Here is a 21,101-nt window from a genome sequence, read left to right as displayed (position 1 = left end):
TATATATTTGCCGTCCGTCTGATAGATGGCATAGATACTTTTGGCAATCTCGGAGAGTTTCTTTTCTTCCTCCAAGACAGGCATACCGCAGAAGACGCCGTTATCCCCGCAACGAAGATGCTCTTTCTGGTTTTCGGAAAGGTGTGCATCTTGAGCTGCAAGCCGGATATCTACAGAAACATCTCCTGCAAGGCGGCGAGCAGCCGCTTCAATATCTGATGTGGAAAGATGTGTATTTGTTTCCGCAATGATATGGCAGATGCCGTGACCGATCAGGACTTCGACGGCAATCTTGGGGTTTGTCTCGCTTGCATAAGCAAGGTCAACAATGGCTCCCGCGATGCGGTCTGCTACTTTATCGGGGTGTGCGGGATTTACACGTTCGTACATTTACTTCACCTCCATTTTTGTATATGAAAAAAGCCACGCACCCGCATGGCCTAAAACAATCGCTATGTTTTGTTTTAAAGTTCCCGCATTTTCAAAAGACGATCCATTGCCGAATCCTGCGGGTTTGAACCTTCGTAATCAGCTGTGCAGTTTTCTTTCACGATCTGATAAATCTGATACCAGAGCTGATTTGCTTGCTTGATGTAGTTTTGAGACATTGTCACAAAAGGAGAAGCTATCGGATTTCCCGAAGTTGGATGTTTGGAAAGCATCGTGTAGCGGGAAATTACATGTTCGCACTGAATCCAGCGAGCAACACTCATGGCGTATTGATCAATAATCTGACGATTGACCAGCCTTTCGCAGTGAAGCGAGGCAAGCCACTCCCACGTTTCTTTAAACACATCCGCAGCGCAAAGCTCTATGCCGCTTCGCTGCTCTTCGAGCATGTAATCTCTGGGATCGGGCGTATCGGTACCTTCCATCTCAGGAGGATCCGGCAAGTCAAAGATTTCTAATGCTCTGCCTCCGGGATTACCTGTTTCCAGTTTTTCTTTCAGTGCTTTTTTTGGTCTCCCTTGGCCGAATCGCTGCCCTCCGCGGGCAGTTCCATCTTTTGCCATTGGCTTTCGCCTCCTTCCTTTGGGCTATTCCCTGTTTGTTTTCGCTCTTTTTGTACGCGTGACCCCGCGCCGTTTTCCGGAGAAAAAGGTCGTAGAGATTTTGACCGCCCTACCGGTCGCCGCGCTCGTGGTGAATCTTCTCGTGACACGAGCGACAAAGGCTCATCAGGTTAGACTCGTCATTCGTTCCACCCTCAGCCAGCGGCAGGATGTGGTGGACTTCCTCGACCGCGACGTAGCGTCCTTCCTTTAAACATTGCTCGCAGAGCGGATGCTTGTGGACGTAGCGGTCACGGATTCGTTTCCAAGCTCTGCCGTATCGTTTGCCGGGAGAGTAGCCGCGCTGGAACTTTTCGTAGTGCCGTTCCATTTGCCTCGCGTGCTCCTCACAATAAGCGCCGTCCGTCAGGTTAGGGCAGCCGGGAAAGCGGCACGGTCTTTTAGGTTTTCTTGGCATCAGCCGCGCCTCCTTTCCGGGCATAAAGAAAGCCCTGCAGGATTGTTCCCGCAAGGCTTGTGGGCTGCGCGTGCAGCCATTCTTTATTCTGGTTTGCTGACTATATACTAACATATTGGGCGGGTGGACATCTTAGGACAAAGCAGGACATTTCGGGCGCATTTTTATATTGTGATCGGATCATCCGGTAGTGTCACATGAAGGAGCGCCTTGCCGTGCCAGCGACGGATGGTGCGGGCATCTGCACAAAGCTCCATGCCGATCTGTTCCCATGTATAGTTATGGATGTACCGGTACTTCAAAACCATGCGCTCGTCGGTGTCCGGAACCGCCTCAATGACCTCCCGTATCTGCTTCTTAAGGTTAGAGAGCATTTCAAGCTCACCGGCGATTTTCTTTTCCAGTGCCCAGAACTTTTCCAGTGTCCGGACAAAGGCGGCCTCGGTATTTCTGGATGTCTGCACGCGGTCTTTGTCATATTGGATAGCCGACACGCTGCCTGCCATCTCACGCAGGTTTTGTGCTTCCATCGTGTCGGACTTGACTCTCTGATCAAGGCGGTAGGCCTGATGCAGATATTCTTTTATGGTCATAGGCTTTTTGCCTCCTCTCGTAGTTTTTGTATGAGATACTCGTCGTCCACACTCGTTAAGGCCTTGTACCAAGCGGAGCGGAAGAACCGTTCACATTCCATCGCATCCGACATGGCGGCTTGATTACTGGGTTTCTTTTTCAGGCGCTTTAGTGCATCCCGGTAATCCTTCACGGCCTGCAGCACGATGGCGTTAGCGAGATTTTCATAAGGATCAAGCATTAGGTCACCTCAAGGTCTGCCTTGACCGCATCAATCAGCGCAGTCTGTGTCATTTCCTTTTTGGATAGCGCCTTTACGATCCTCTCGTCGATAGTGCCCTTGGTGATGATGTGCTGGATCACTACAGTTTGGGATTCTTGGCCTTGCCGCCAGAGACGCGCGTTCGTCTGCTGATATAGCTCCAGCGACCATGTAAGCCCGAACCATACAAGGGTGGAGCCTCCGGCCTGCAGGTTTAAGCCGTGACCGGCAGAGGCCGGATGGATGACTGCTACAGGAATCTTTCCCACATTCCAGTCAGCAATATCGCGGCTCGTCTTGATCTCTCGGACATTGAAGCGGTTCTTGATGCGGCTAAGGTCATGCCGGAACCAGTAGGCCAAAAGGAGTGGTTTTTCGTTGGCGGCCTCGACAATATCCTCCAGAGCGTCCAGCTTCCTATCGTGAAACTCAATGACCTCACCGGTATCGGCATAGATGGCTCCGTTTGCCAGCTGAGAGAGCTTACCGGTGAGCGATGCGGCATTGGCAGCAGTCACTTCGCCGTCAGGAAGCTGCAAGATGAGCTCCTGCTTCAAATCCTCATAGCGGCTGCGCTCAGAATCGGATAATTGGACTTCATATTCCGTAGAAACCAGCTCCGGCATCTTCAGGTGATCGGTGGATTTCATGGAAATCGTAATATCCGAAATCCTCCGGTAAATGACGTCCTCCGCATAGGGCAGTGGCTTATAGGAGTAGATGATCTCGCCATTTCGCTTGTCCGGCATGAAGTAATTTGTCCGGTACTGCGTGATAAAGCGTCCGAGGCGCTCACCCATATCCAGCACCTTAAACTCTGCCCACAGATCCATGAGACCGTTTGAAGAAGGTGTGCCGGTGAGCCCGATAATGCGATGGAGCTTCGGTCTAACCTTCATCAGGGATTTAAAGCGCTTGGACTTATGGTTTTTGAAGGATGAGAGCTCGTCGATAATCACCATATCGAAGTCGAAGGGAAAGCCGGACTCGTCAATTAGCCACTGCATGTTTTCACGGTTAATAATCGTGATATCCGCGCTCTGCATCAGGGCGGCTTTTCGCTCCTTCGGTGTCCCGACTGCGACCGCATAGCTAAGACCGCTAAGGTGGCTCCATTTGTTGATTTCCGCAGGCCATGTATCGCGGGCGACTCTTAAGGGAGCCACCACCAGAACGCGGTGGACTTCAAAGCTGTCAAACAAGAGGTCATTTACTGCCGTCAGGCTGATGATCGTCTTGCCAAGTCCCATATCGAGTAGGACTGCGGCCACAGGGTGCTTTTCGATATAGCGGATGGCATAGTCCTGATAATCATGTGGCTTGAAGTTCATCGATCATCCCTCCAATCTGCTCCGGGTCGTCAATGACGTATACCGGAAAGCCCAGCTCCCGCAGCAGCTTGTGACGTGAGAGCTGGAGCGGGCGTGGCTTTTTGCCGGGCGCCTTCAGCTCTGCGAAGCCGATATGGCCGTCAGGGAGTAAAATCAGGCGGTCGGGCATTCCTGCAAAAGAGGGACACACCAGCTTTAGCGCAATCCCACCATGTTTTTTAACCGCCAGAGTTAACTTGTTTTCTATCTGTTTTTCTATCATCGGTAACCTCCGTCAGGCGTTAATTTCAGGGGAGTGCAAGGTGTATCAATGGTATTTACAGAACTTTTTCTTAGAGCTATTTTTTAAGGCCTAAGAGAGTTTTTATATAAGACCTTGATACACCTTGTCATAAGTCCCTCATCACTGCAGAAAATCTTCCTCTGCGCCTGTATCCTCACGAATCCTCAAGCCCTTGAAACAACGCTTCCGATTCAGTGTCAGCCGCTCAAATCCGGCTTTTTCCAGTGCAAAGTAGAAGTCTGCCGTGCTGCGCACATACTCATTGCAGTCCAGCGAATAATTGCGGTACGCCTGATAGAGTGCCGAAGAACTTTCCTTAAAGGAATCGTCCACATCGCACTTCTCGTCTAAGAAATGTCCGAACCAGTCGTTCTGGCTGCGGTATTCCTCGATAGCCTTTGTCACGCAGTCCGGCACCGGAATCTGGTAGTCGAGCTCGATGACCTTCTTGGCACCTTCGATGATCCACGCCAGAATGCTTTCACCGGCATTCTCATACAGGTACTCACCGTAATTCTTGATGTCGGCCTTGCCCTCGATCTTGGCATTGAACGGGATCACAATAAGCCTGCGCCAGATACCATCATCAGAGGCGGAGACGCGAGGCAGGTGGTTGGTATAGAGCACCAGCGTGTGGCAGGGCTTGAAGGAAAACGGGTCTTTATACTTTTTCTCCGCGAATACATCATCCGTGGAGCAGAGCTGCTTGACGGTGGAGTCGTTAAGGCGTGCGCCTTCCTGCATTTCCGCAGCGATCAGCAGGCGCTTTCCCTTGACCTCGGCCATTTCCGGCTTGATGTTTCTGCGGCAGCCGACGGTCAGGGTGTCTGCGGAGATATTTCCGCTGTAAAGTCCCAGCACGCGGGAGACCGCATTCCAGAAGGTGGACTTACCGTTGCGGCCATCGCCATATGCGATGATGAGCGCCTCAACATAGACCTTGCCGATGACGGCCAGACCGCAGATCATCTGAACATAGTCGATTAGCTGCTGATCCTTCTGGAAAATTAAATCCAGATTGTCCTGCCAAAGCTGCGCTCCCTTGCTGCCGGGTGAGACCGATGTAATCTTCGTAATAAAATCATCTGCAGAGTGCTCGCGGGCACCGGCCATTCCTTTGCGAAGGTCGTAGGTTGCCCCCGGTGTGCAGAGCAGGAAGCAGTCCGCGTCCAGATCCCTCGGAGAGATTTCCAGCATCGGGTGCGACTCCTTGAGGGTCGATGTGATGTTCTTGGAGTCACGCCTGCGGACAGCAAAGCTCTGGTAGGCCTTGGTGGCAAGGAACTCCTGATACGCTTTCATCTGCTTATCGTTCATCAGCTGTTCGGCCTTGGCCTTTGATGTGTTATCGAGGATTTCCTGCGCACCACAGTTTTTTAGCTTCTGCAGCGCTTCAAACATCATGCGGTTCGACTCGACCAGCTGCCTGCGGGTAAGCTCATGGGCGACGGCCTGAGCGCCGGGCTCCGTTTCCTGCCAATAGTGGTCGCTGTAGCGGATAAAATGGGTGGCCGGTGAGTAGCGCAGCTCGTTTGCAAAATACTTTGATAGCACCTCGGCTTGCCCGACGTCAGAGAAGTCCTCCGGCATATAGCTGTTCTCGTCGTTATAGACCTCCGGAGGGACATATCCGTCCTCACGGCTGATCTTCGAATAAAAGCGCTGGGCGCTGTGCCAAATGGTGTCGAGCTCGTTTTGGTCGAGAGGTGGCGCGCAGGTCGCGGCCTTTTCCAGAAAGCTCTGGTAGGCCTTTTCCGTGTCGCCATACTTCTTGATTACAATTCCGGCAAAGCGGGACATGGTAGAGTTGCGGCTTCCTTCCGGGATCGTAGTATCCTTTTCATGACCGCCGGGCAGGCCAGCATCGAACTCGTCATCATTCAAAAATTCCGTGAGGTTCATGCGACCGGGATAGAGCTCCACATTTGGCTCCTGTGTCCCGAAGAAGAAGCGCGCCGCATCCAGTGCATTCGTATCAAAATACGGGAAGATGGAATTGACCAGCTTCTTCATATCGCTGTAAAGGGTAGCGTCCGTCACGCGCTCAATGGGAAAGAGCACATGAAACTTCGGCCTTGCGGGCTTGCCGTTTTTCTCACGTTGGTTGAAACGGCTGTAGTGGATAGCAATGCTGACGCCGGGAAAGGCCTCCAATACATCTGCCGGTGTGATCCAGTCTTTCGGATCTTCCGAGTGGTCGTTGTCACAGTCCACGGGAAGGCAGTTAGCGGAGAGAAAATTGGCACCGTTGCGGTAGTGGTGTTTATATTCCGCACACACATAGTCATGGCCGACCGCAGCCTTTAAGCTGTCCTTATCCATGACCAATGTCTTATGCGGATAGGAGCAGTTTCCGGGATTGCCGATAAAATCAGCACTATAAAGGGTAAACATCAGTCGTACACCTCCTCCGATTCTTCCTCCAGCACCTTCGTGATGAATTTCAGAGCGCGAATCATGGTCTCCAGCTCGCAGTCGCCGCCAAGGGTAACCTCAAAGCCCTCACTGCCAAATCTATCCATGAAAGGCTTTATATCGATGTCTGTGCCGCCTTCGTCCTTGATACGAAAATAGGTGCGGCCGCCATGTCCGGTATCGCCGCCTTTGTAGCCGGTTGTCCCGGCCTCGACCTGCAGGATGTTGCAGCTGACCACGTCGCGGGTGTATGTGGTGATCTCGGTGCCATCATCGAGTTTTCTGCGTCTTTCTGTTACTTCATACATAGCGTTAAACCTCCTGACATTCTTCTGTGAAATAGCGCAAGCGATAGTCCTTCCACTTGGCGCGTTTGATCTCTGCTTCCATACCGGATGAAATGCGGCTGCCAAATACCCAGACCTCCGCGGATTTGCTCATGAGGGCGTTTCCGAAGAAGAGACCGAGCTCCCGTTCCGTGGGATTCGTGTCATCAAGGAACTGTGGAAACAGCAGATGCGGTGCGATGGGGATATATCCCTTGTCCACGGCAAAGCGGCTGTAGCGTCTGGCATTGGCCACGTTCGTTTCCACATCTCCGGAAAACGGAGAGCAGATGTAGACGATAGGCCGGAAAGCTCTGAGGGATTGCCGTTCATTTTTCGCAATCCGGGAGAGCGCCTCACCGGCAGTGGGGTCGGGATAGCCCTCGCTGTTTTGAAAATCGTTACTCAAACCTTGCGTCCTCCTTTCCGGGCAGACTTAAAAGGCGTCCACCTCCAATTTCCACTGGAGATGAACGCCTGATTTGAGCGGACGATTTTTAATCTTTTTTGTAGAAGGGTGTGGTGTAGCCGTCGGCGCGGAGCTTCAGGCCTTTTGCCCACGGCGGAGTCCTGCCCATCTGTTCACAGAGCGCATCAAGGGACATGTGTGGGTCGGCTTCGATGACCAGCTCGTCGTGGATATGCATGACAACTGAGCAGCAGCGTAGCGTCTTCATAGCATAGCAGAGAATGTCGCGGGAGGTCGCCTGCACGATGTTTTCCACAAATTTCGGGCCGTATGAGTCAAGCCGCTCCCATTTCTTTGCGCTGCCGATGCCCTCATAGGTAATACACTCGCCGCCGAATTTGTTTGTGCCGACCTTCGGTTTTACATAGGCGAGGTTCCGTCCGGAGGGCAGCGTGATAAAGAGCATCCCGGAGCGGCAGGAAAAGGTAAGGCCGTAGCTACTGGTCGTGTGCTTATGCTTTACAGCCTCCATGACAGCGCGGTCAACGTCCCACCAGAATTTCACGATGTTTGGATTCGTCTGTCGCCAAGCATCCACCAGCGGAGGAAGCTCATCTTCGGATAAGCCCATCTCGATAGCTCCCATCGCTTTGAGGGCGCCGACCGAGCCGCCGTAGCCGAGGGCTAATTCCGCAATCTTGCCTTTTTGCCGCAGGTGGCCGTTAACACCGTGCTTCTCGACCGGGACATGGAACATCTGGCTTGCACTGGCGCAGTAAATGTCGCCGCCGTTCTCGAATACCTTCTGTCGCCATATCTCACCGGCGTACCAAGCGATGACTCTGGCCTCGATGGCGGAAAAGTCTGAAACATAAAACTGTGTGCCTTCCTTCGGAATAAAGGCCGTGCGGATCAGCTGCGAGAGCGTGTCCGGCACATCTTCATATAGGAGCTTCACAGCATCGAAGTCGCCGGATTTTACAAGGGCGCGGGCATCGGCCAGATCCTCCAGATGATTTTGCGGGAGGTTTTGTAATTGGATGAGCCTTCCTGCCCATCGACCGGTACGGTTGGCTCCGTAAAAAGTGAACATGCCGCGAGCCCTGCCGTCATCACAGACTGCACGTTCCATCGTCTGATATTTCTTGACGGAGGATTTGGCAAGCTGCTGGCGAAGCTCCAGTACATTTTGCAATTCGGGAGGCGCTGTTTTGATGAGTTCTGCCACGACCTTTTTGCCGAGGCTGTCGGTTTCGAGGCCGTTGTCGGAGAGCCACTGTTTCATTTGCTGGACACTGTTCGGATTATCAAGATCGGTGATATCCTTCATGGCAGCAGTCAGTTCTTTGCGGGAGCGGGTATCCATCTCGATGGCTTCCTTCACCAGATCCATATCAAGCCGAACGCCACGGTCGTTGATTTCCTGATCGATGTGATATTCCTCCCAGACCGAATCCGGCACCGGGTAATTGGTAAGCCTCTGCCGAATCGCCATTTCGACCTCGACGTCCCGTTTGTTATATGCCTTAAAAACAGACCACTTTTCCGGATCGTCGGCGGGCAGGTTACGGGTGCGGCCACCATTGGATTTGGTAGGAGCGCAGGGCACGGAGAAATATTTGATGAGCGCCTTGCCCTCGTCCATCTTCTGATCGTCGAGTTTTAATACTGCGCCGACACCTTTTAAGGACAGAGGCAGTCCCAGCGTAGCCGCCCAGACCATAGAGCAGCGCCAGCTTTCTGGATTCAGGAACTGGGCGCACTCCTGCGAGAGTGGGTGGTTATCGTGGAAGGGGTCAAGGCTGATGCCACGGTCTGAAAGATAGCGAGACAGGCAGACGCGTTCAAATGAGACATTAAATCCCCACTTGATAACAGAATCGTCCGTCAAGGCAGACAGGACATCTTCCGGTATCTGTTCTCCTTGAGCCAGATCCACCACATGGACTTTGCCGCCATCAACTGCATAACCGAACAGCAGAATCTCGAAATTTGGAGACTCCGCATACTTATATAAGCCACATTTGGCAAGGTCGATATCGCTGTATGTTTCGAGATCGATGGACAGCTTTTGTATTTTCTCTTGATTCATAGTATTTTCACCTCAATTCAAACAAGCGGCAGAGAATGTATCCCTGCCGCCTGCCGTTTCTGATTTACTCCAAGGACTTCATGCGCTTCTCGTGGTACTCACGTTCATGTTCGGCCTGTTCCTTTTCACGCTGCATGCGTTCCTCATGGTACTTGAGGTCGCGGGCGGCAGATTCCTCCTCGCGCTTCTCACGCTTGCGGTCGTTGATAAAGCTCTGGATGGACGAGATCAGGAACACGATGCTGAATACCAGCCAGATGGCGATCAGCGCGGTCAGCAGGATTGTCTGTAATGTAGTCACTGTCATGGTCGCACCTCCTTAGTCCAGAAAATCTTCATCGTCGTCAGTCGCAAAGTCGGACTCTGCACTTGCCTTGCCGCCAAGAGGCTCACCGTCACGGACCTTCTGCAGGTTGTTAAGCCCGCAGGCGATGCCCTTGTTGCCAGAGCTGTTGAAGGCGTAGAAGGTGATGCTGGCACGGCCATACACACCGGAGTACACCTCCGAGCGGGTGAGGATCGGGTTCAGGTCTGCGTCCACGATGCCGGGAGCAGAGGTGGCGTTGGCATTGACGAAGTAGGCGTTCTTATATGCCTCGTCGTCCGGGCGCTCCGCATCGCCGTCGCGCAGAGGCGTCTTCAGGACAGAAAGCGCCGGTACGGACTTGCCGTTGCCCTTGAGCTTGGCCTCGCCTTCCTTGTAGGCAGCCTCGATGGCGACCTTGATCTTGGCGATGGTCTTGGTGTCGGACTTCGGGATGATGAGGCTTACGCTGTACTTGGGCGTGCCGCCGTTGATGGACTTCGGCTCCCAGACGTTTGCGTAGCTCCAGCGGGTATTGACTCCGGTGATAACCTTCATGGGATTGCTAATTTTTACATTCTTACTCATTGTCGTTTTCCTCCATAAAATCATTTTTTGCTGTATTCATGGCCGGGCGCTTGTCGCTATCCGGCACAAGTGTGGGTTTGCCCTGCGGCTTTTCGATGTAAGCCGTCAGGAGTTCATCAAAGCGAGACTTGCCGAGGAGCTTCTGCATGGCGGTGATGCCTAGCAGCTTCTTCTCATACGGGTCAAAGCCCGCTTTTTCGACCGCATCGATAACGGCGGCCTCGTTGCTGTATCTACGGTTGCTGCGTCCCTCGACGAGCTTAAAGCCTGACCACTCTTTTCCGGAGAGAGCCTGCTGCAGGGCGTATTCCTTGATGTCGGAAGCCCAGCTGACCAGCTCATCCACCTTGCCGAGGATGATCTCGATCTCAGTGTCCGTAAGTTGTGGCGGGAGCTTGAAATCGTGCTGAGCGAGCTTCAGGTTTGCCTCCGCTCTGGCACGGCACTCGTTCTTTGCCTTACAGAAGCCGCACCACTCGCCGCACAGGAAGTTTCCGTCACCGGCAAAGGCCAGTTCTGCGGTGGGCTTTAAGATCTCGTTCGCCCAGCGGTACAGATCATCCTTACTGATCTCGTAGGTACTGACGTTCTGGCGTCTCGGCTGGTAGATCGTCATGGAGACCGTATCGATGTCGTAAATGTCATCGAAAAGCTCCAAAGCGCCGAGAGCGTAACACTGCATCTGAGGGTTCTCGTCGGCAGAGACCAGAACGCCAAGGCCGTGCTTGTAGTCGATCACACGGAGCGTGCTGTCTGCGATAATGATGCAGTCGGCGGTGCCGAAGCCCTGTTCTACCCAACGGGAGAAGTCCAAACGCTGTTCGATAAGGACTACCGGATCAACGCAGGTTTCCTTGGCGGCCTCGAACTGCTCCAGCACGTATTCGGCATAGCCGGAGGTGCAGTCCTCCATCTCCTCGGAATACCATGTGAGGCTTTCGGTCGGGTCTTCTGCGGGCAGTCCCAGCGCGGCTTTTAGCTTGTACTCGCCAAGGGCGTGGGCGTCGGTTCCTTCCGCAGCATAGTCCGATCCTTTATCCTTGTAGGTTTCGCAGAGCCTTGCCGATGGCGGGCAATGTAGCCACCTGTCGGAGCTGGATGCAGAGAGGATCGCGTGTGCTTTAGCTGCCATTTCCGATCACCTCCGCGTCCTTGAGCAGGGCTTCATACTTTGCCGGGTTGATCTCTGAGAGCTTGTCGGCACCATGTTTCTTAAGCAGGGCACGCACCTCTGCGGTATGACCGGCGCGGGACTTCTCGGCAAGGACGGCTCTTACGTCCTCCAGCTTCAGCTGCGGCTTCGGCTCCTTCTTGGCGGGTGCCTTAGCAGGCTGCGCCTCGGTGTCGTCACCGGAAAACTGCTGGTAGAGCCAGTCAGCTGCGGCATTAATAGAAGCAGCAGCGCTTCGGAGCTCTTCGATGGTCTGTGCCATTTCTGCCATCTTTGACATGTTCTTTTCCTCCTTCCTCGGATTGGCTTGCGACAAGGAGTGAGAGGTTCCTTGCCAGTCTGGCGGATACGTGGCTGATGGAATTTAGGAGTTTGATCTCCTCGTTCACGTCGCCGCTGGTGTCTGCGTAACTGCGGTACATACTGTTCACCTCGCTTTCTGAAGGCGTTTCTCTCTGTCCTTCAAGTTCCACTGGAGATGAACTGCCGATTTGAGCGGAGGATGTTATAAAAAAATTTCCGACCACCATCCGAGAGAGGGACAGTGGCCGGAAAGACGGCTTGTATTATATAAGTAGATTAGTAACCGCGAACCTTGCGAAGCTCGGTGCGATACTTCTTCATTTGGTCAGCAAAGGTGCGCTGCGGTCTGCCGAGGGCTTCGGCGATCTTACGATCAGAAATCTTCGGATTGTCGAGGCGCATCTGGATAATGCGGTCTGCGTCCGGCTCAAGCTCACGGAAGCGGGCGATGAGATGCTTCAGCAGGTCACGGTCAGCGTAGATATCTTCAATAGAAGGTTTGCTGTCCGGAATATAGTCGCCGAGGGTGCCATTGCCGTCCGAAAGCGGCTCGTCAAGGGAAACAGTATCGGGAGCGTGGTATTCGCACAGGTCGCACTGGCCGTCGCATTTCCAAAGATAATGCTTCGGGCACATACAGTGGCCATGATACTGTTCGCGCTTCTGGGTAGCCCAGATGTCTGGATAGAGGGCACGATACTGCTCCTCGGTGACAGGTGCGAGTGTGACCTTGAAGGGATTCTCCGGGTCACGAAGTGGAAAGAAACGCTGGTTGTCATTGGTTTTCTTAGAATTTTTCATTTTCGGTTCCTTTCTGAGCGAAAGGAGCCGAGAGAACGCAAAGCCGAAGTCTTAAGAAACACAAATGGCCGGATAACTCTGAAACATTGTGTTTCAAAGTCATCCGGCCATTTGGTAGTTCATCTCGACTCCGTTGCTCGGTATGCTTTGCGTATTAAGTTTTCGATTAGTTGTTACATTCCTGCCTGCATCGCGTAAGCGGCAATGCGCTTGCTGGACGATTCCTTTACTGCGGACTCATCGCAAAGAATTTTTACAATGTGGTTGCAGTTAGGACACTTGAGCTCGATGTATAGCTTTTCCTTCGGGATATCAGATACATCGCAGGCTCTCTTCCCACAAACGGGACATTTGAGCGGCTTGTTCATGCCTTCCTCCTTTCTTGTAGTACATAAGCGTGTTCGCTGATTTACTACACCCATGGTAAAAAATATGGGAATGCACCTGTGAGAGCACATTCCCGTGCTAACAGAGATATTCGTCGAGAGATAGTTCCTCTCTTGATACCAGCTTTAATTCCTGAAGCCGATATTTCATGGGCGTATAGTTGACGCTGAACTTCTCAGCCAGTTCTGAGATTGCCTGATCGACCTCATAGGTTCTTGGAACAGGTGCGCGCGGTGATGAACGTAAGCCCATCGTCTTCAGAAATTCAGCTGTGGTTGCATCGCGTGGCATCAGGAATGCCGCAGCGCAGTAATTGGCTTGGTATTCTATGACCTCAATGGCGGACATGTTTGACCGGTCTCCAGTCTCTGCGCGGAAGGCTTTCTTCTGGCAGAAGTGCTGGTAATTTGCTGACCGGTTCATGAAGCAACGCGGATGGAGCTTCTGATGGAAGCATTCATGAATGCAGCTGAAATTCTCTATTCCGCGATTGTCACCCTCGTTGATGCTACGGTCAATGATGATAGTTCCTTTTTCGACGGGAGTCTTTTTGGGGAACATCCCATTAAACACGATATTGTCCGGTGGAGCCTCGTCTGCTTCACTGAGGGGAATCCAAGCATAGTAGTAGCCGTTGTTGTAGGCTGTCATTCCAAGGATCGACTGATCAGGCGACAGGTAAAGCCAGTCAGGTGTGCAGTGTATGAAATCCACTACGTCATATACATCGATCTTCTTAGGCCGGATAAGGCGTTCCTTGTCAAAAGCCTCGTTCAGGCTGTCAGCCTCATTTTCGAGCTGGGTTTTGCTGTAGTCATAGTATCGCAAATTACGAGTTACCTCCGTTTTTCTCCTGACTCTCCAGCATATCGATGATTTTCTGCCAGTCATCCTCACCAGCATTGATGTCACGAGCCTTGCGAAGAGCGGTGCGAAGATTGCCGACACCCATCACATAGTCAGACAGGTCAGGAGATACGCCATTATCCCTTGAGAGTGCAGCGTAATCGAATAGCGTGTTTGTATCATCCTTGTTGAGACCCAGCACCTCAGTGATTTTGTAAATTTTGTCTTTGTCTGGCGGATACCTCCTTCCTTTTTCAATGTCGCTCATGTAAGCAGGGACTATGCCCAGCTCCTCGGCGAGTTTTCGCAGGCTGAGTTCCTTCTCCTGCCTTTTGGCTTTCACAAATTCTCCAAATTTGTTCTCCATGATAATCCTCCTTTCGTAGCATGTAAGCGCGTTCGCTGAAATACTACAATAACTATAAACAGATCTACTGTCGAAGTCAAGGACTCAAATGTAAATTTTCTTTGACCAGCGGCACATGCTTTCTGGGTTATCTTGAAAGGCACTTCAGAGCAGCGGGATAAATATAGTTTATTCCTGACCTGCAGGAGGCTGTGCTGATGAGGTACCGGTGCCGGTGCTGACAGCCTCAGTGGACTAAGAGGAAGTCGTATTTTTATTGCGGTACACGAGATCAAAAATGCGTAAATAAAAATTATAAATCCGAAATCAGGTTGAATTTTTCTTCCGGATGTGCTATAATTTATAGGGTGTCTTTTGCCGATAGGACTCTAATGGTTAGGAGGAGAATACATGGCAGTCAGCTATAAGAAATTATGGAAATTATTGATCGATAAAAATATGAAGAAGAAGGACTTGAGAGCTGCCAGCGGGATCAGCACTACGACACTTGCGAAACTTGGCAAGGATGAAAATGTCAGTACCAAAATCCTGTCGAAGATTTGTGCTGCCCTGAACTGTGATGTCGGAGACATCATGGAAATGGTGCCCGATGATTTGAAGGATGTGGAATAAATGGATGGCAAAGATAATAAACAGACAAGGAGCTTTTTAAATATGAATCAGTCAACTTATAATGCGTTGAAATCCTTTATCTGGGGAATCGCTAACGATTGCCTCGTAGATGTATATGATGTGGGCGACTACAGGAAGGTTATTCTTCCGATGTTGGTCATCCGTCGTTTTGATGCGGTTTTGGAACCGAAGCACGATGAAGTGGTAGCGGCAAAGAAGAAGTTCGAGAAGGACGGAGTCACTGTTGATATCGATCCTGCGCTCTGCGGTATAGCCAGACAGGCCTTTGTGAACAAGTCTGACTTCACGCTACGCGACCTGAAGTCCAGAACGAATCAACAGCAGCTCCGGAAGGACTTCATCGACTACCTCGATGGATTTTCCAAGAATGTGCAGGAGATCATTAACAAGTTCCATTTCCGGGATCAGATCCTGCGCCTTTCTGAGCAGGATAGGCTTGGCCTTCTTATTGAGAAATTTGTCGATCCGAGCATAAACCTCAGCAATAAGCCTGTTCTGAATGAGGACGGTTCTGAAAAGCTGGAGGCGCTTGATAATCATACAATGGGCACTCTGTTTGAAGAGGTTATCCGCATGTTCAATGAGCAGACGAATGTGACGGATGCCGGACGCCACTTTACGCCGCGAGACATTATCGAGCTCATGGCCGACCTTGCCTTCATTCCGATTCAGGATAAGATTCAGAGCACCACATACAGAATCTATGACGGAGCCTGTGGCACGGGAGGCATGCTCACTGTCGGTGAGTCCTGCATTCAGAATCTCGCTGAGCGTCGCGGCAAGAAGGTCTCCATCAACCTGTTCGGTCAGGAGAACTTTGACGAGACATATGCCATCGCCTGCGCTGATATGCTGCTTAAGGGTGAGGGCTCGCAGGTCAACAACATCTTCTTCGGTTCCACCATCTCTAATGACGGCTTCCCGAAGGATGAGTTTGACTTTATGCTTTCAAATCCGCCCTTCGGTACATCATGGAAAGCAGAACTGAAGGCTTGGGGAGATATAAAGAAGAACGAGATCACAGATTCGAGATTTCTGATTGAGTATGACGGTAATCCTGAGTATTCGCTGATACCGGACATTGGCGATCCCCAGATGCTCTTTCTTGCTAATAACATTAGCAAGATGAAACGCAACACAGATCTTGGTAGCCGGATTATTGAGGTTCACAACAGCTCTTCAATTTCAAATGGATCTGCGGGAAGCGGAGCCAGTAATCTTAGGCGATATATTATCGAGAATGATTTGCTTGAAGCAATTGTGGCTCTTCCTGAAAACATGTTTTATAACACGGGAATATCTACATTCCTTTGGGTTGTTACAAATCATAAGGATGATAAAAGAAAGGGATTTATTCAGCTAATTGATGCATCTTCCCTGAAGAAGCCGCTTAGAAAAAATGTCGGGGAGAAAAATAGTGAGATTTCACCAGAAATTAGAAAAAAGATAATAGACCTTTATCTTGCGTACAGAGACGCTGATCCAAATTTCAGTAAAGTCTTCAGCAATAAAGAGTTTGGATATTATTCAGCCGACATTCTAAGGCCATTAAGACTTCGAGTAGATCTGAAAGATGATAATGTTGCCGCGTTGGATGAAAATTCAAAAGATGAAGAGTTGGCAAGACTCATCACCCTTTATCGGGAGAGTGGAGGTTCGGACACATGCATGGATTTCAATGCATTTATGCGCGAGATTGAAAAACTCAGCAAATCCAATGGAGTAAAGCTTACTGCAAAACGTAAGAAAGCAGTACGAGATTTTCTAACACAGATTGATGAATCTGCGGAAGCGGTTCTTGATTCAAAAGGTAATCCGGAAGCGGATAAGAACTTGAAAGATACTGAACAAATCCCGTTATTGTATGAAGGTGGCATTGAGAGTTACTGGGAAAATGAAATAAAGCCCTATGTCCCTGATTCGTGGATTGATGAAAAGTCCATAGGGATTGGTTACGAATTGAGTTTTACAAAGTATTTCTATAAGCCGTTAGAATTGCGTGCACCAGAAGAAATTATTGCAGACATTCAGGCGGTGGAATCCAATACTGATGGCCTGCTGGCTTCGATTATTGGAGGTGTTAAAAATGCTTGAATACCCAGAATATTCGCCAACAGGAATTGTGTGGGCTAAAAGTATGCCTGCACACTGGAAATGTGATAAGGCAAAGCGTTTTTTCTTAAATCCAAAAGTGATAAATAAAGGGAATGTTGAAAAGAACGTAATGTCTCTAACGCTAAGAGGTGTAATAAGAAATGATATCAATAATCCAATCGGTTTAGCACCTGCGGATTATTCGACATATCAAATTTTTGAATCTAATGAACTTGTATTTAAGTTGATTGATCTTGAAAACATCTCTACAAGCCGTGTTGGAATCGTGCCGGAGCGCGGAATTATGAGCTCTGCATACATTCGATTAAAGCCGATGGGGGATCTCAATATAACATATTTTTATTATCAGTATTTTGACTGGTATAAGAGAAATATTTTTAATGGCCTCGGCGCAGGTGTTCGTCAAACTTTATCGGCATCTGACTTGTTGGATTTAAATATTATGTGTCCTCCGAGAAATGAACAGGATAAGATTGTTAGATTCCTTGATTGGAAGGTATCGCAGTTTACAAAGTTCATTCGTGAGAAAAAAGCAGAAATCAAACTGTTACAGGAATATAAGACGGCACTGATAAATTCCTATATTACCGGTGGGGTAAAATCTGATACGGATACGATAGATAGTGGTGTTGACTGGATTGGAGAAATTCCATCTTCGTGGAGCATTGATACTATAAAACAGCATTTTACCGTTAAAAAAAGGATCGCTGGGAAAGAGGGGTATGATGTCCTGTCAATAACACAGCAAGGTCTCAAAGTGAAGGACATTACAAAGAATGAAGGACAGATGGCAAATTCCTACGCAAACTACCAGTTCGTTTATCCCGGCGAATTTGCGATGAATCATATGGACTTAATCACTGGGTTTGTTGATCTATCAGATAAGTTTGGCGTTACCAGCCCGGATTATCGTGTTTTTGCAATGTTCGATGATAAGAATTGCTATGACCGATATTATTTGCGGGTATTTCAAATCTGCTATAAAAGAAGAGTTTTTTATAAATTTGGAAAAGGTGCTGCACATCAGGGAAGGTGGCGTCTTCCAAAAGATCGGTTCCTTCAGTTTCAAATACCCGTGCCTTCATATAAGGAACAGGTCGAGATAGCAAAAAAATGCGATGATATTGAACGGGTAATTGATGAAGCAATCACAGGGATAAAAACAGAAATAGATCTTATCGAAGAACTGAGAATGCGCACTATTTCTGATGTAGTAACAGGTAAAGTTTACGTGCGCGATGTTGAGATACCTGCGTATGAAGCTGAGTCCTCCGACATTGATGACGACATATTGGAAGATGATGATTCAGAAGAAGTTGATACTGTAGACGAGGAGGTCGATGAATAATGCCAAGTAACACTAAGGAGAATGGCTTCGAGACTCTCATCGTTAACTGGCTTGTTAACGAAAACGGTTATGAGCAAGGGACAAATGCTGACTACAATCAGGAGTATGCGATTGATGAGGAGCGTTTGTTTCGCTATTTGCAAAGCACACAGCCACGAGATTTAGCGGAGCTGCGTATACTCGATACACCGGCAGAAAAGAAAAAGTTTCTGGAGAGGCTTAGTCGGAAGCTGTCCGACCAAGGTGTTATTGAGATACTCAGAAAAGGTTTCAAATACAAGAATAAGACGCTGGAGTTCTATCAGGTGCTTCCCAGCAAGGGAAACCAGCGGGCGCAGGAGCTGTATGACGATAATATTTTTAGTGTGACTCGTCAGCTGCAGTATTCCAAGGAATATGGTCGCCTTGCACTTGACCTCTGCATTTTCCTGAACGGTCTCCCGGTCATTACTATGGAGCTGAAGAATCAGTTCACACTGCAGAATACCGCTGATGCGGTAAAACAGTATAAAACAGATAGAGACCCTGCGGAGAAGCTGTTCAGCTTTAAGCGCTGCATCGTGCATTTTGCTGTTGATGATAACGAAATCATGATGTGTACGGAACTGAAGAAGGACGACTCATATTTCATGCCTTTCAACAAGGGTTTCGAGGACGGCGCAGGCAATCCTCCAAATCCGGATGGAATCAAGACGGATTACCTTTGGAAGGACATCCTGACAAAGAGTGAGTTCTCCAAGATTCTGGAGAACTATGTCCAGATTGTTGCGGATAAGGACGAGGACACCAGAAAGACCTCCTACAAGCAGATATTCCCAAGGTACCACCAGCTGAAGGCGGTGACGATGCTCCTTGACCGCGCCAAGAAGGAAGGTGCCGGGCAGCGTTATCTTATTCAGCATAGTGCGGGTAGTGGAAAGTCTAACTCCATAGCTTGGCTCGCCCATCAGCTTGTCACGCTTCAAAACGGCGGCAAGAATATCTTTGATACTGTTATTGTGGTTACCGACCGTATCAACCTCGATAAGCAGATCAAGAATACGATAAAGCAATTCACGCAGGTGTCCTCCACGGTGGGCTGGGCAAAGTCTGCGTCTGATTTGCATACCATGTTGGACGAGGGCAAGAAGATCATCATTACCATCGTTCACAAGTTCCAGTTTATCCTGAACGATATTTCTACAGCATACAAGAACCGTACCTTCGCGATTATTATCGATGAGGCACATTCGAGCCAGAACGGCAGCCTTGCTGCAAAGATGAATATCGTTATTTCGGGCAATGTCTACACCGACGATGATGATTTTGAGGATAAGATCAACACAATCATCGAGGGTAAGAAAATGGCACAGAACGCGAGCTATTTTGCTTTCACTGCCACACCGAAAAATAAGACACTTGAAATGTTCGGTGAGATCATAACCGATGAAAACGGCAATCCGATCTTGAATGAGGACGGAACGAAGAAGGCCAAGCCGCACGATATGTATACGATGAAACAGGCAATCGAGGAGAAGTTTATCCTTGATGTTCTGAAATACTATACGCCATATCAGAGCTACTACCATTTGATTAAGACCGTCAATGATGATCCGCTCTTTGATAAGAAGAGAGCGAATAAAATCCTACGCTCCTATGTGGAAAGTGATCCTCACGCCATTGGGGAGAAGGCCGGTATCATAGTCGAGCATTTTTATAATAATGTCCGTATGAAGATTAAGGGCAAGGCTCGCGCAATGGTCGTTACCCATCAGATTCAGAGGGCGATTGAATACTACTTTGCTATCAAGAAAGAGCTGGAGGAGCGTAAGAGCCAGTATAAGCCAATGATCGCTTTTTCTGGTGAAGCACGCTATAACGGTGAAACTTATACCGAGGCTAAAATCAACGGATTTCCGAGCGCAAAGATTGAGAAGGAGTTCCGCAAAGACCCGTATCGTATTCTGGTTGTGGCAGACAAATTCCAGACCGGTTATGATGAGCCGCTTCTGCAGACGATGTATGTGGATAAGAAGCTGTTTGATATAAAGGCAGTGCAGACGCTGTCTCGATTGAATCGTTGCGCTCCGTATAAGACAGATACCTTTGTGCTGGATTTCATCAATAATCCAGCGGACATCCAGAAGTCCTTCGAGCGGTACTATAAGACCACGGTTCTTTCCGGTGAGACGGATGCCAATAAGCTGAATGACCTGATTGACAATATGGAGCCTATGCAGGTCTATACCGACGATGATGTAAACACGTTTGTAGAGCTCTACTTGAATAATGCAGACCGGGAGCAGCTTGATCCGATCATTGACAGGTGCGTCGAGCTGTTTAAGGCTCTGGAATATGACGACAAGGTGGAGTTCAAAAAGAGTGCAAAGGGATTTGTGCGTACTTATAATTTCCTTTCGTCCATTCTGCCGTATGGTTCTCCGGACTGGGAGAAGTTGTCTATTTTCCTGACACTTCTCGTGCCGAAGCTGCCGAAGGTAGGCGACGAAAACGATGACTATAAAAAAATCATTGAAAGCGTCGATCTTGACAGCTATCGAGTCGTTGCCCAGCAGACCATGTCGATCTCGCTGGCTAATGAGGATGCAGAGGTGAAGTCTGTGCCGGTTCAGACAGACATCGGCATACCGGTTCCGGAGATGGACACGCTCACGCACATCCTCGAATCATTCCATGATGTTTGGGGTAATTGCGACTGGACGGATGAGGACAAGATCAAGAAACAGATTCAGGAAATTGCCGAAGAGGTCAAAAAGGATGAGCGATATCAGAATGCAATGCAGTTCTCGGATATCCAGAATGCCCGTGACGAAAGTGAACGCGCCACATGGGAGGCGATCCTTCGTAACATGTCCAGCGGCATGGAACTTTATACTGCTTATCAAGGTGATACCCGGAGCCGCCGTAACCAGTCCTTCAGGGATTGGCTGTTGGATTTAATTTTTAATGCGACATACCAGAAGCCGACTGCACCTAAGTCCGACACAGGGAAAGCCTATTCATTTGACTATGAGCCTCCGGCTTCAACGGTTGCTGAAGATCCAGCACCATACGGAACTAAGAAGGAGGACTGACGA

The 21,101-nt window shown here is 49.6% G+C and carries 23 protein-coding genes; 5 read left to right on the top strand and 18 right to left on the bottom strand.

The features are described from left to right. The 15 genes from BN98_RS07690 to BN98_RS07620 form a co-directional block, all read right to left on the bottom strand. Nucleotides 1-390 (bottom strand): S-adenosylmethionine synthetase N-terminal domain-containing protein (locus BN98_RS07690; RefSeq protein ID WP_019189303.1); only part of this gene is annotated, 390 nt, incomplete at its 3' end. Nucleotides 391-464: 74 nt separating this feature from the next. Then, entirely contained in the window at nt 465-1,013 is a 549-nt protein-coding gene (locus tag BN98_RS07685; protein WP_019189304.1) for a P27 family phage terminase small subunit, read from the bottom strand. 109 nt (nt 1,014-1,122) lie between these two features. Further along, nucleotides 1,123-1,470 (bottom strand): HNH endonuclease, encoded by a 348-nt coding sequence (locus tag BN98_RS07680; protein WP_019189305.1) that lies wholly within the window; start codon nt 1,468-1,470, stop codon nt 1,123-1,125. A gap of 164 nt (nt 1,471-1,634) precedes the next feature. After that, nucleotides 1,635-2,063, bottom strand: a complete 429-nt coding sequence (locus tag BN98_RS07675) for an RNA polymerase sigma factor sigma-70 region 4 domain-containing protein (protein WP_019189306.1) — start codon at nt 2,061-2,063, stop codon at nt 1,635-1,637. Further along, complete coding sequence (locus BN98_RS07670) at nt 2,060-2,284, bottom strand: hypothetical protein (RefSeq protein WP_019189307.1); 225 nt, start codon at nt 2,282-2,284, stop codon at nt 2,060-2,062. Before BN98_RS07670 ends, BN98_RS07675 begins: the two co-directional genes overlap by 4 nt. Further along, the gene (locus BN98_RS07665) at nt 2,284-3,636 is read right to left on the bottom strand and encodes a DEAD/DEAH box helicase (RefSeq protein ID WP_019189308.1); all 1,353 of its coding nucleotides are present in this window, start codon (nt 3,634-3,636) and stop codon (nt 2,284-2,286) included. The genes BN98_RS07670 and BN98_RS07665 overlap by 1 nt, the downstream gene beginning before the upstream one ends. Further along, nucleotides 3,617-3,898 (bottom strand): VRR-NUC domain-containing protein, encoded by a 282-nt coding sequence (locus BN98_RS07660; RefSeq protein WP_019189309.1) that lies wholly within the window; start codon nt 3,896-3,898, stop codon nt 3,617-3,619. The genes BN98_RS07665 and BN98_RS07660 overlap by 20 nt, the downstream gene beginning before the upstream one ends. A gap of 141 nt (nt 3,899-4,039) precedes the next feature. Next, nucleotides 4,040-6,313 carry a phage/plasmid primase, P4 family gene (locus BN98_RS07655; protein ID WP_019189310.1) on the bottom strand — a complete coding sequence of 758 codons (2,274 nt, stop codon included), beginning with the start codon at nt 6,311-6,313 and terminating at the stop codon, nt 4,040-4,042. Next, on the bottom strand, nt 6,313-6,642 hold the full coding sequence (locus BN98_RS07650) for a hypothetical protein (protein WP_019189311.1): 330 nt from the start codon (nt 6,640-6,642) through the stop codon (nt 6,313-6,315). The genes BN98_RS07655 and BN98_RS07650 overlap by 1 nt, the downstream gene beginning before the upstream one ends. A 4-nt stretch (nt 6,643-6,646) precedes the next feature. Continuing rightward, nucleotides 6,647-7,069, bottom strand: a complete 423-nt coding sequence (locus tag BN98_RS07645) for a DUF7768 domain-containing protein (protein ID WP_019189312.1) — start codon at nt 7,067-7,069, stop codon at nt 6,647-6,649. 88 nt (nt 7,070-7,157) lie between these two features. Continuing rightward, complete coding sequence (locus tag BN98_RS07640; protein WP_040942888.1) at nt 7,158-9,146, bottom strand: DNA polymerase; 1,989 nt, start codon at nt 9,144-9,146, stop codon at nt 7,158-7,160. A 79-nt stretch (nt 9,147-9,225) separates the two neighbouring features. Further along, nucleotides 9,226-9,468, bottom strand: a complete 243-nt coding sequence (locus BN98_RS07635) for a hypothetical protein (protein ID WP_019189314.1) — start codon at nt 9,466-9,468, stop codon at nt 9,226-9,228. Between the two features lie 12 nt (nt 9,469-9,480). Then, nucleotides 9,481-10,053, bottom strand: a complete 573-nt coding sequence (locus BN98_RS07630) for a DUF2815 family protein (protein ID WP_019189315.1) — start codon at nt 10,051-10,053, stop codon at nt 9,481-9,483. After that, nucleotides 10,046-11,185, bottom strand: coding sequence for a DUF2800 domain-containing protein (locus tag BN98_RS07625; protein WP_019189316.1), 1,140 nt, complete (start codon nt 11,183-11,185; stop codon nt 10,046-10,048). Before BN98_RS07625 ends, BN98_RS07630 begins: the two co-directional genes overlap by 8 nt. Then, nucleotides 11,175-11,504: a hypothetical protein gene (locus BN98_RS07620; protein ID WP_019189317.1), complete on the bottom strand. Its 330-nt coding sequence runs from the start codon at nt 11,502-11,504 to the stop codon at nt 11,175-11,177. The genes BN98_RS07625 and BN98_RS07620 overlap by 11 nt, the downstream gene beginning before the upstream one ends. Nucleotides 11,505-11,802: 298 nt before the next feature. Here BN98_RS07620 and BN98_RS08760 point away from each other — a divergent pair, with 298 nt between their 5' ends. Beyond that, on the top strand, nt 11,803-11,937 hold the full coding sequence (locus BN98_RS08760; RefSeq protein ID WP_195891116.1) for a T3SS effector HopA1 family protein: 135 nt from the start codon (nt 11,803-11,805) through the stop codon (nt 11,935-11,937). Between the two features lie 564 nt (nt 11,938-12,501). On the opposite strand, the gene BN98_RS07610 is transcribed toward BN98_RS08760, so the two are convergent. From BN98_RS07610 to BN98_RS07600, 3 genes are all read right to left on the bottom strand, one after another. Continuing rightward, the gene (locus tag BN98_RS07610; protein WP_019189319.1) at nt 12,502-12,696 is read right to left on the bottom strand and encodes a hypothetical protein; all 195 of its coding nucleotides are present in this window, start codon (nt 12,694-12,696) and stop codon (nt 12,502-12,504) included. 97 nt (nt 12,697-12,793) lie between these two features. Next, nucleotides 12,794-13,543, bottom strand: a complete 750-nt coding sequence (locus tag BN98_RS07605; RefSeq protein WP_019189320.1) for an ImmA/IrrE family metallo-endopeptidase — start codon at nt 13,541-13,543, stop codon at nt 12,794-12,796. 1 nt (nt 13,544) lies between these two features. Next, a complete protein-coding gene (locus BN98_RS07600; RefSeq protein ID WP_019189321.1) occupies nt 13,545-13,928 on the bottom strand; it encodes a helix-turn-helix domain-containing protein in 384 nt (127 codons plus the stop codon). Between the two features lie 390 nt (nt 13,929-14,318). Between BN98_RS07600 and BN98_RS07595 the strand changes: the two genes are divergently transcribed. The 4 genes from BN98_RS07595 to BN98_RS07580 are packed head-to-tail and all read left to right on the top strand — an operon-like array spanning nt 14,319 to nt 21,098. Next, the gene (locus tag BN98_RS07595; protein ID WP_019189322.1) at nt 14,319-14,540 is read left to right on the top strand and encodes a helix-turn-helix domain-containing protein; all 222 of its coding nucleotides are present in this window, start codon (nt 14,319-14,321) and stop codon (nt 14,538-14,540) included. Further along, entirely contained in the window at nt 14,541-16,655 is a 2,115-nt protein-coding gene (locus BN98_RS07590; RefSeq protein ID WP_019189323.1) for a type I restriction-modification system subunit M, read from the top strand. Then, nucleotides 16,648-18,024 (top strand): restriction endonuclease subunit S, encoded by a 1,377-nt coding sequence (locus BN98_RS07585; RefSeq protein ID WP_019189324.1) that lies wholly within the window; start codon nt 16,648-16,650, stop codon nt 18,022-18,024. The genes BN98_RS07590 and BN98_RS07585 overlap by 8 nt, the downstream gene beginning before the upstream one ends. Next, nucleotides 18,024-21,098, top strand: a complete 3,075-nt coding sequence (locus BN98_RS07580) for a type I restriction endonuclease subunit R (RefSeq protein WP_019189325.1) — start codon at nt 18,024-18,026, stop codon at nt 21,096-21,098. Before BN98_RS07585 ends, BN98_RS07580 begins: the two co-directional genes overlap by 1 nt. The last annotated feature ends 3 nt before the right edge of the window (nt 21,099-21,101 follow it).

Source organism: Levyella massiliensis (assembly GCF_000308275.2).
GTDB lineage: Bacteria > Bacillota > Clostridia > Tissierellales > Peptoniphilaceae > Murdochiella > Murdochiella massiliensis_A.
The sequence above is the reverse complement of the archived record's forward strand: the minus strand, read 5'-3'. Positions and strand labels throughout refer to the sequence as shown.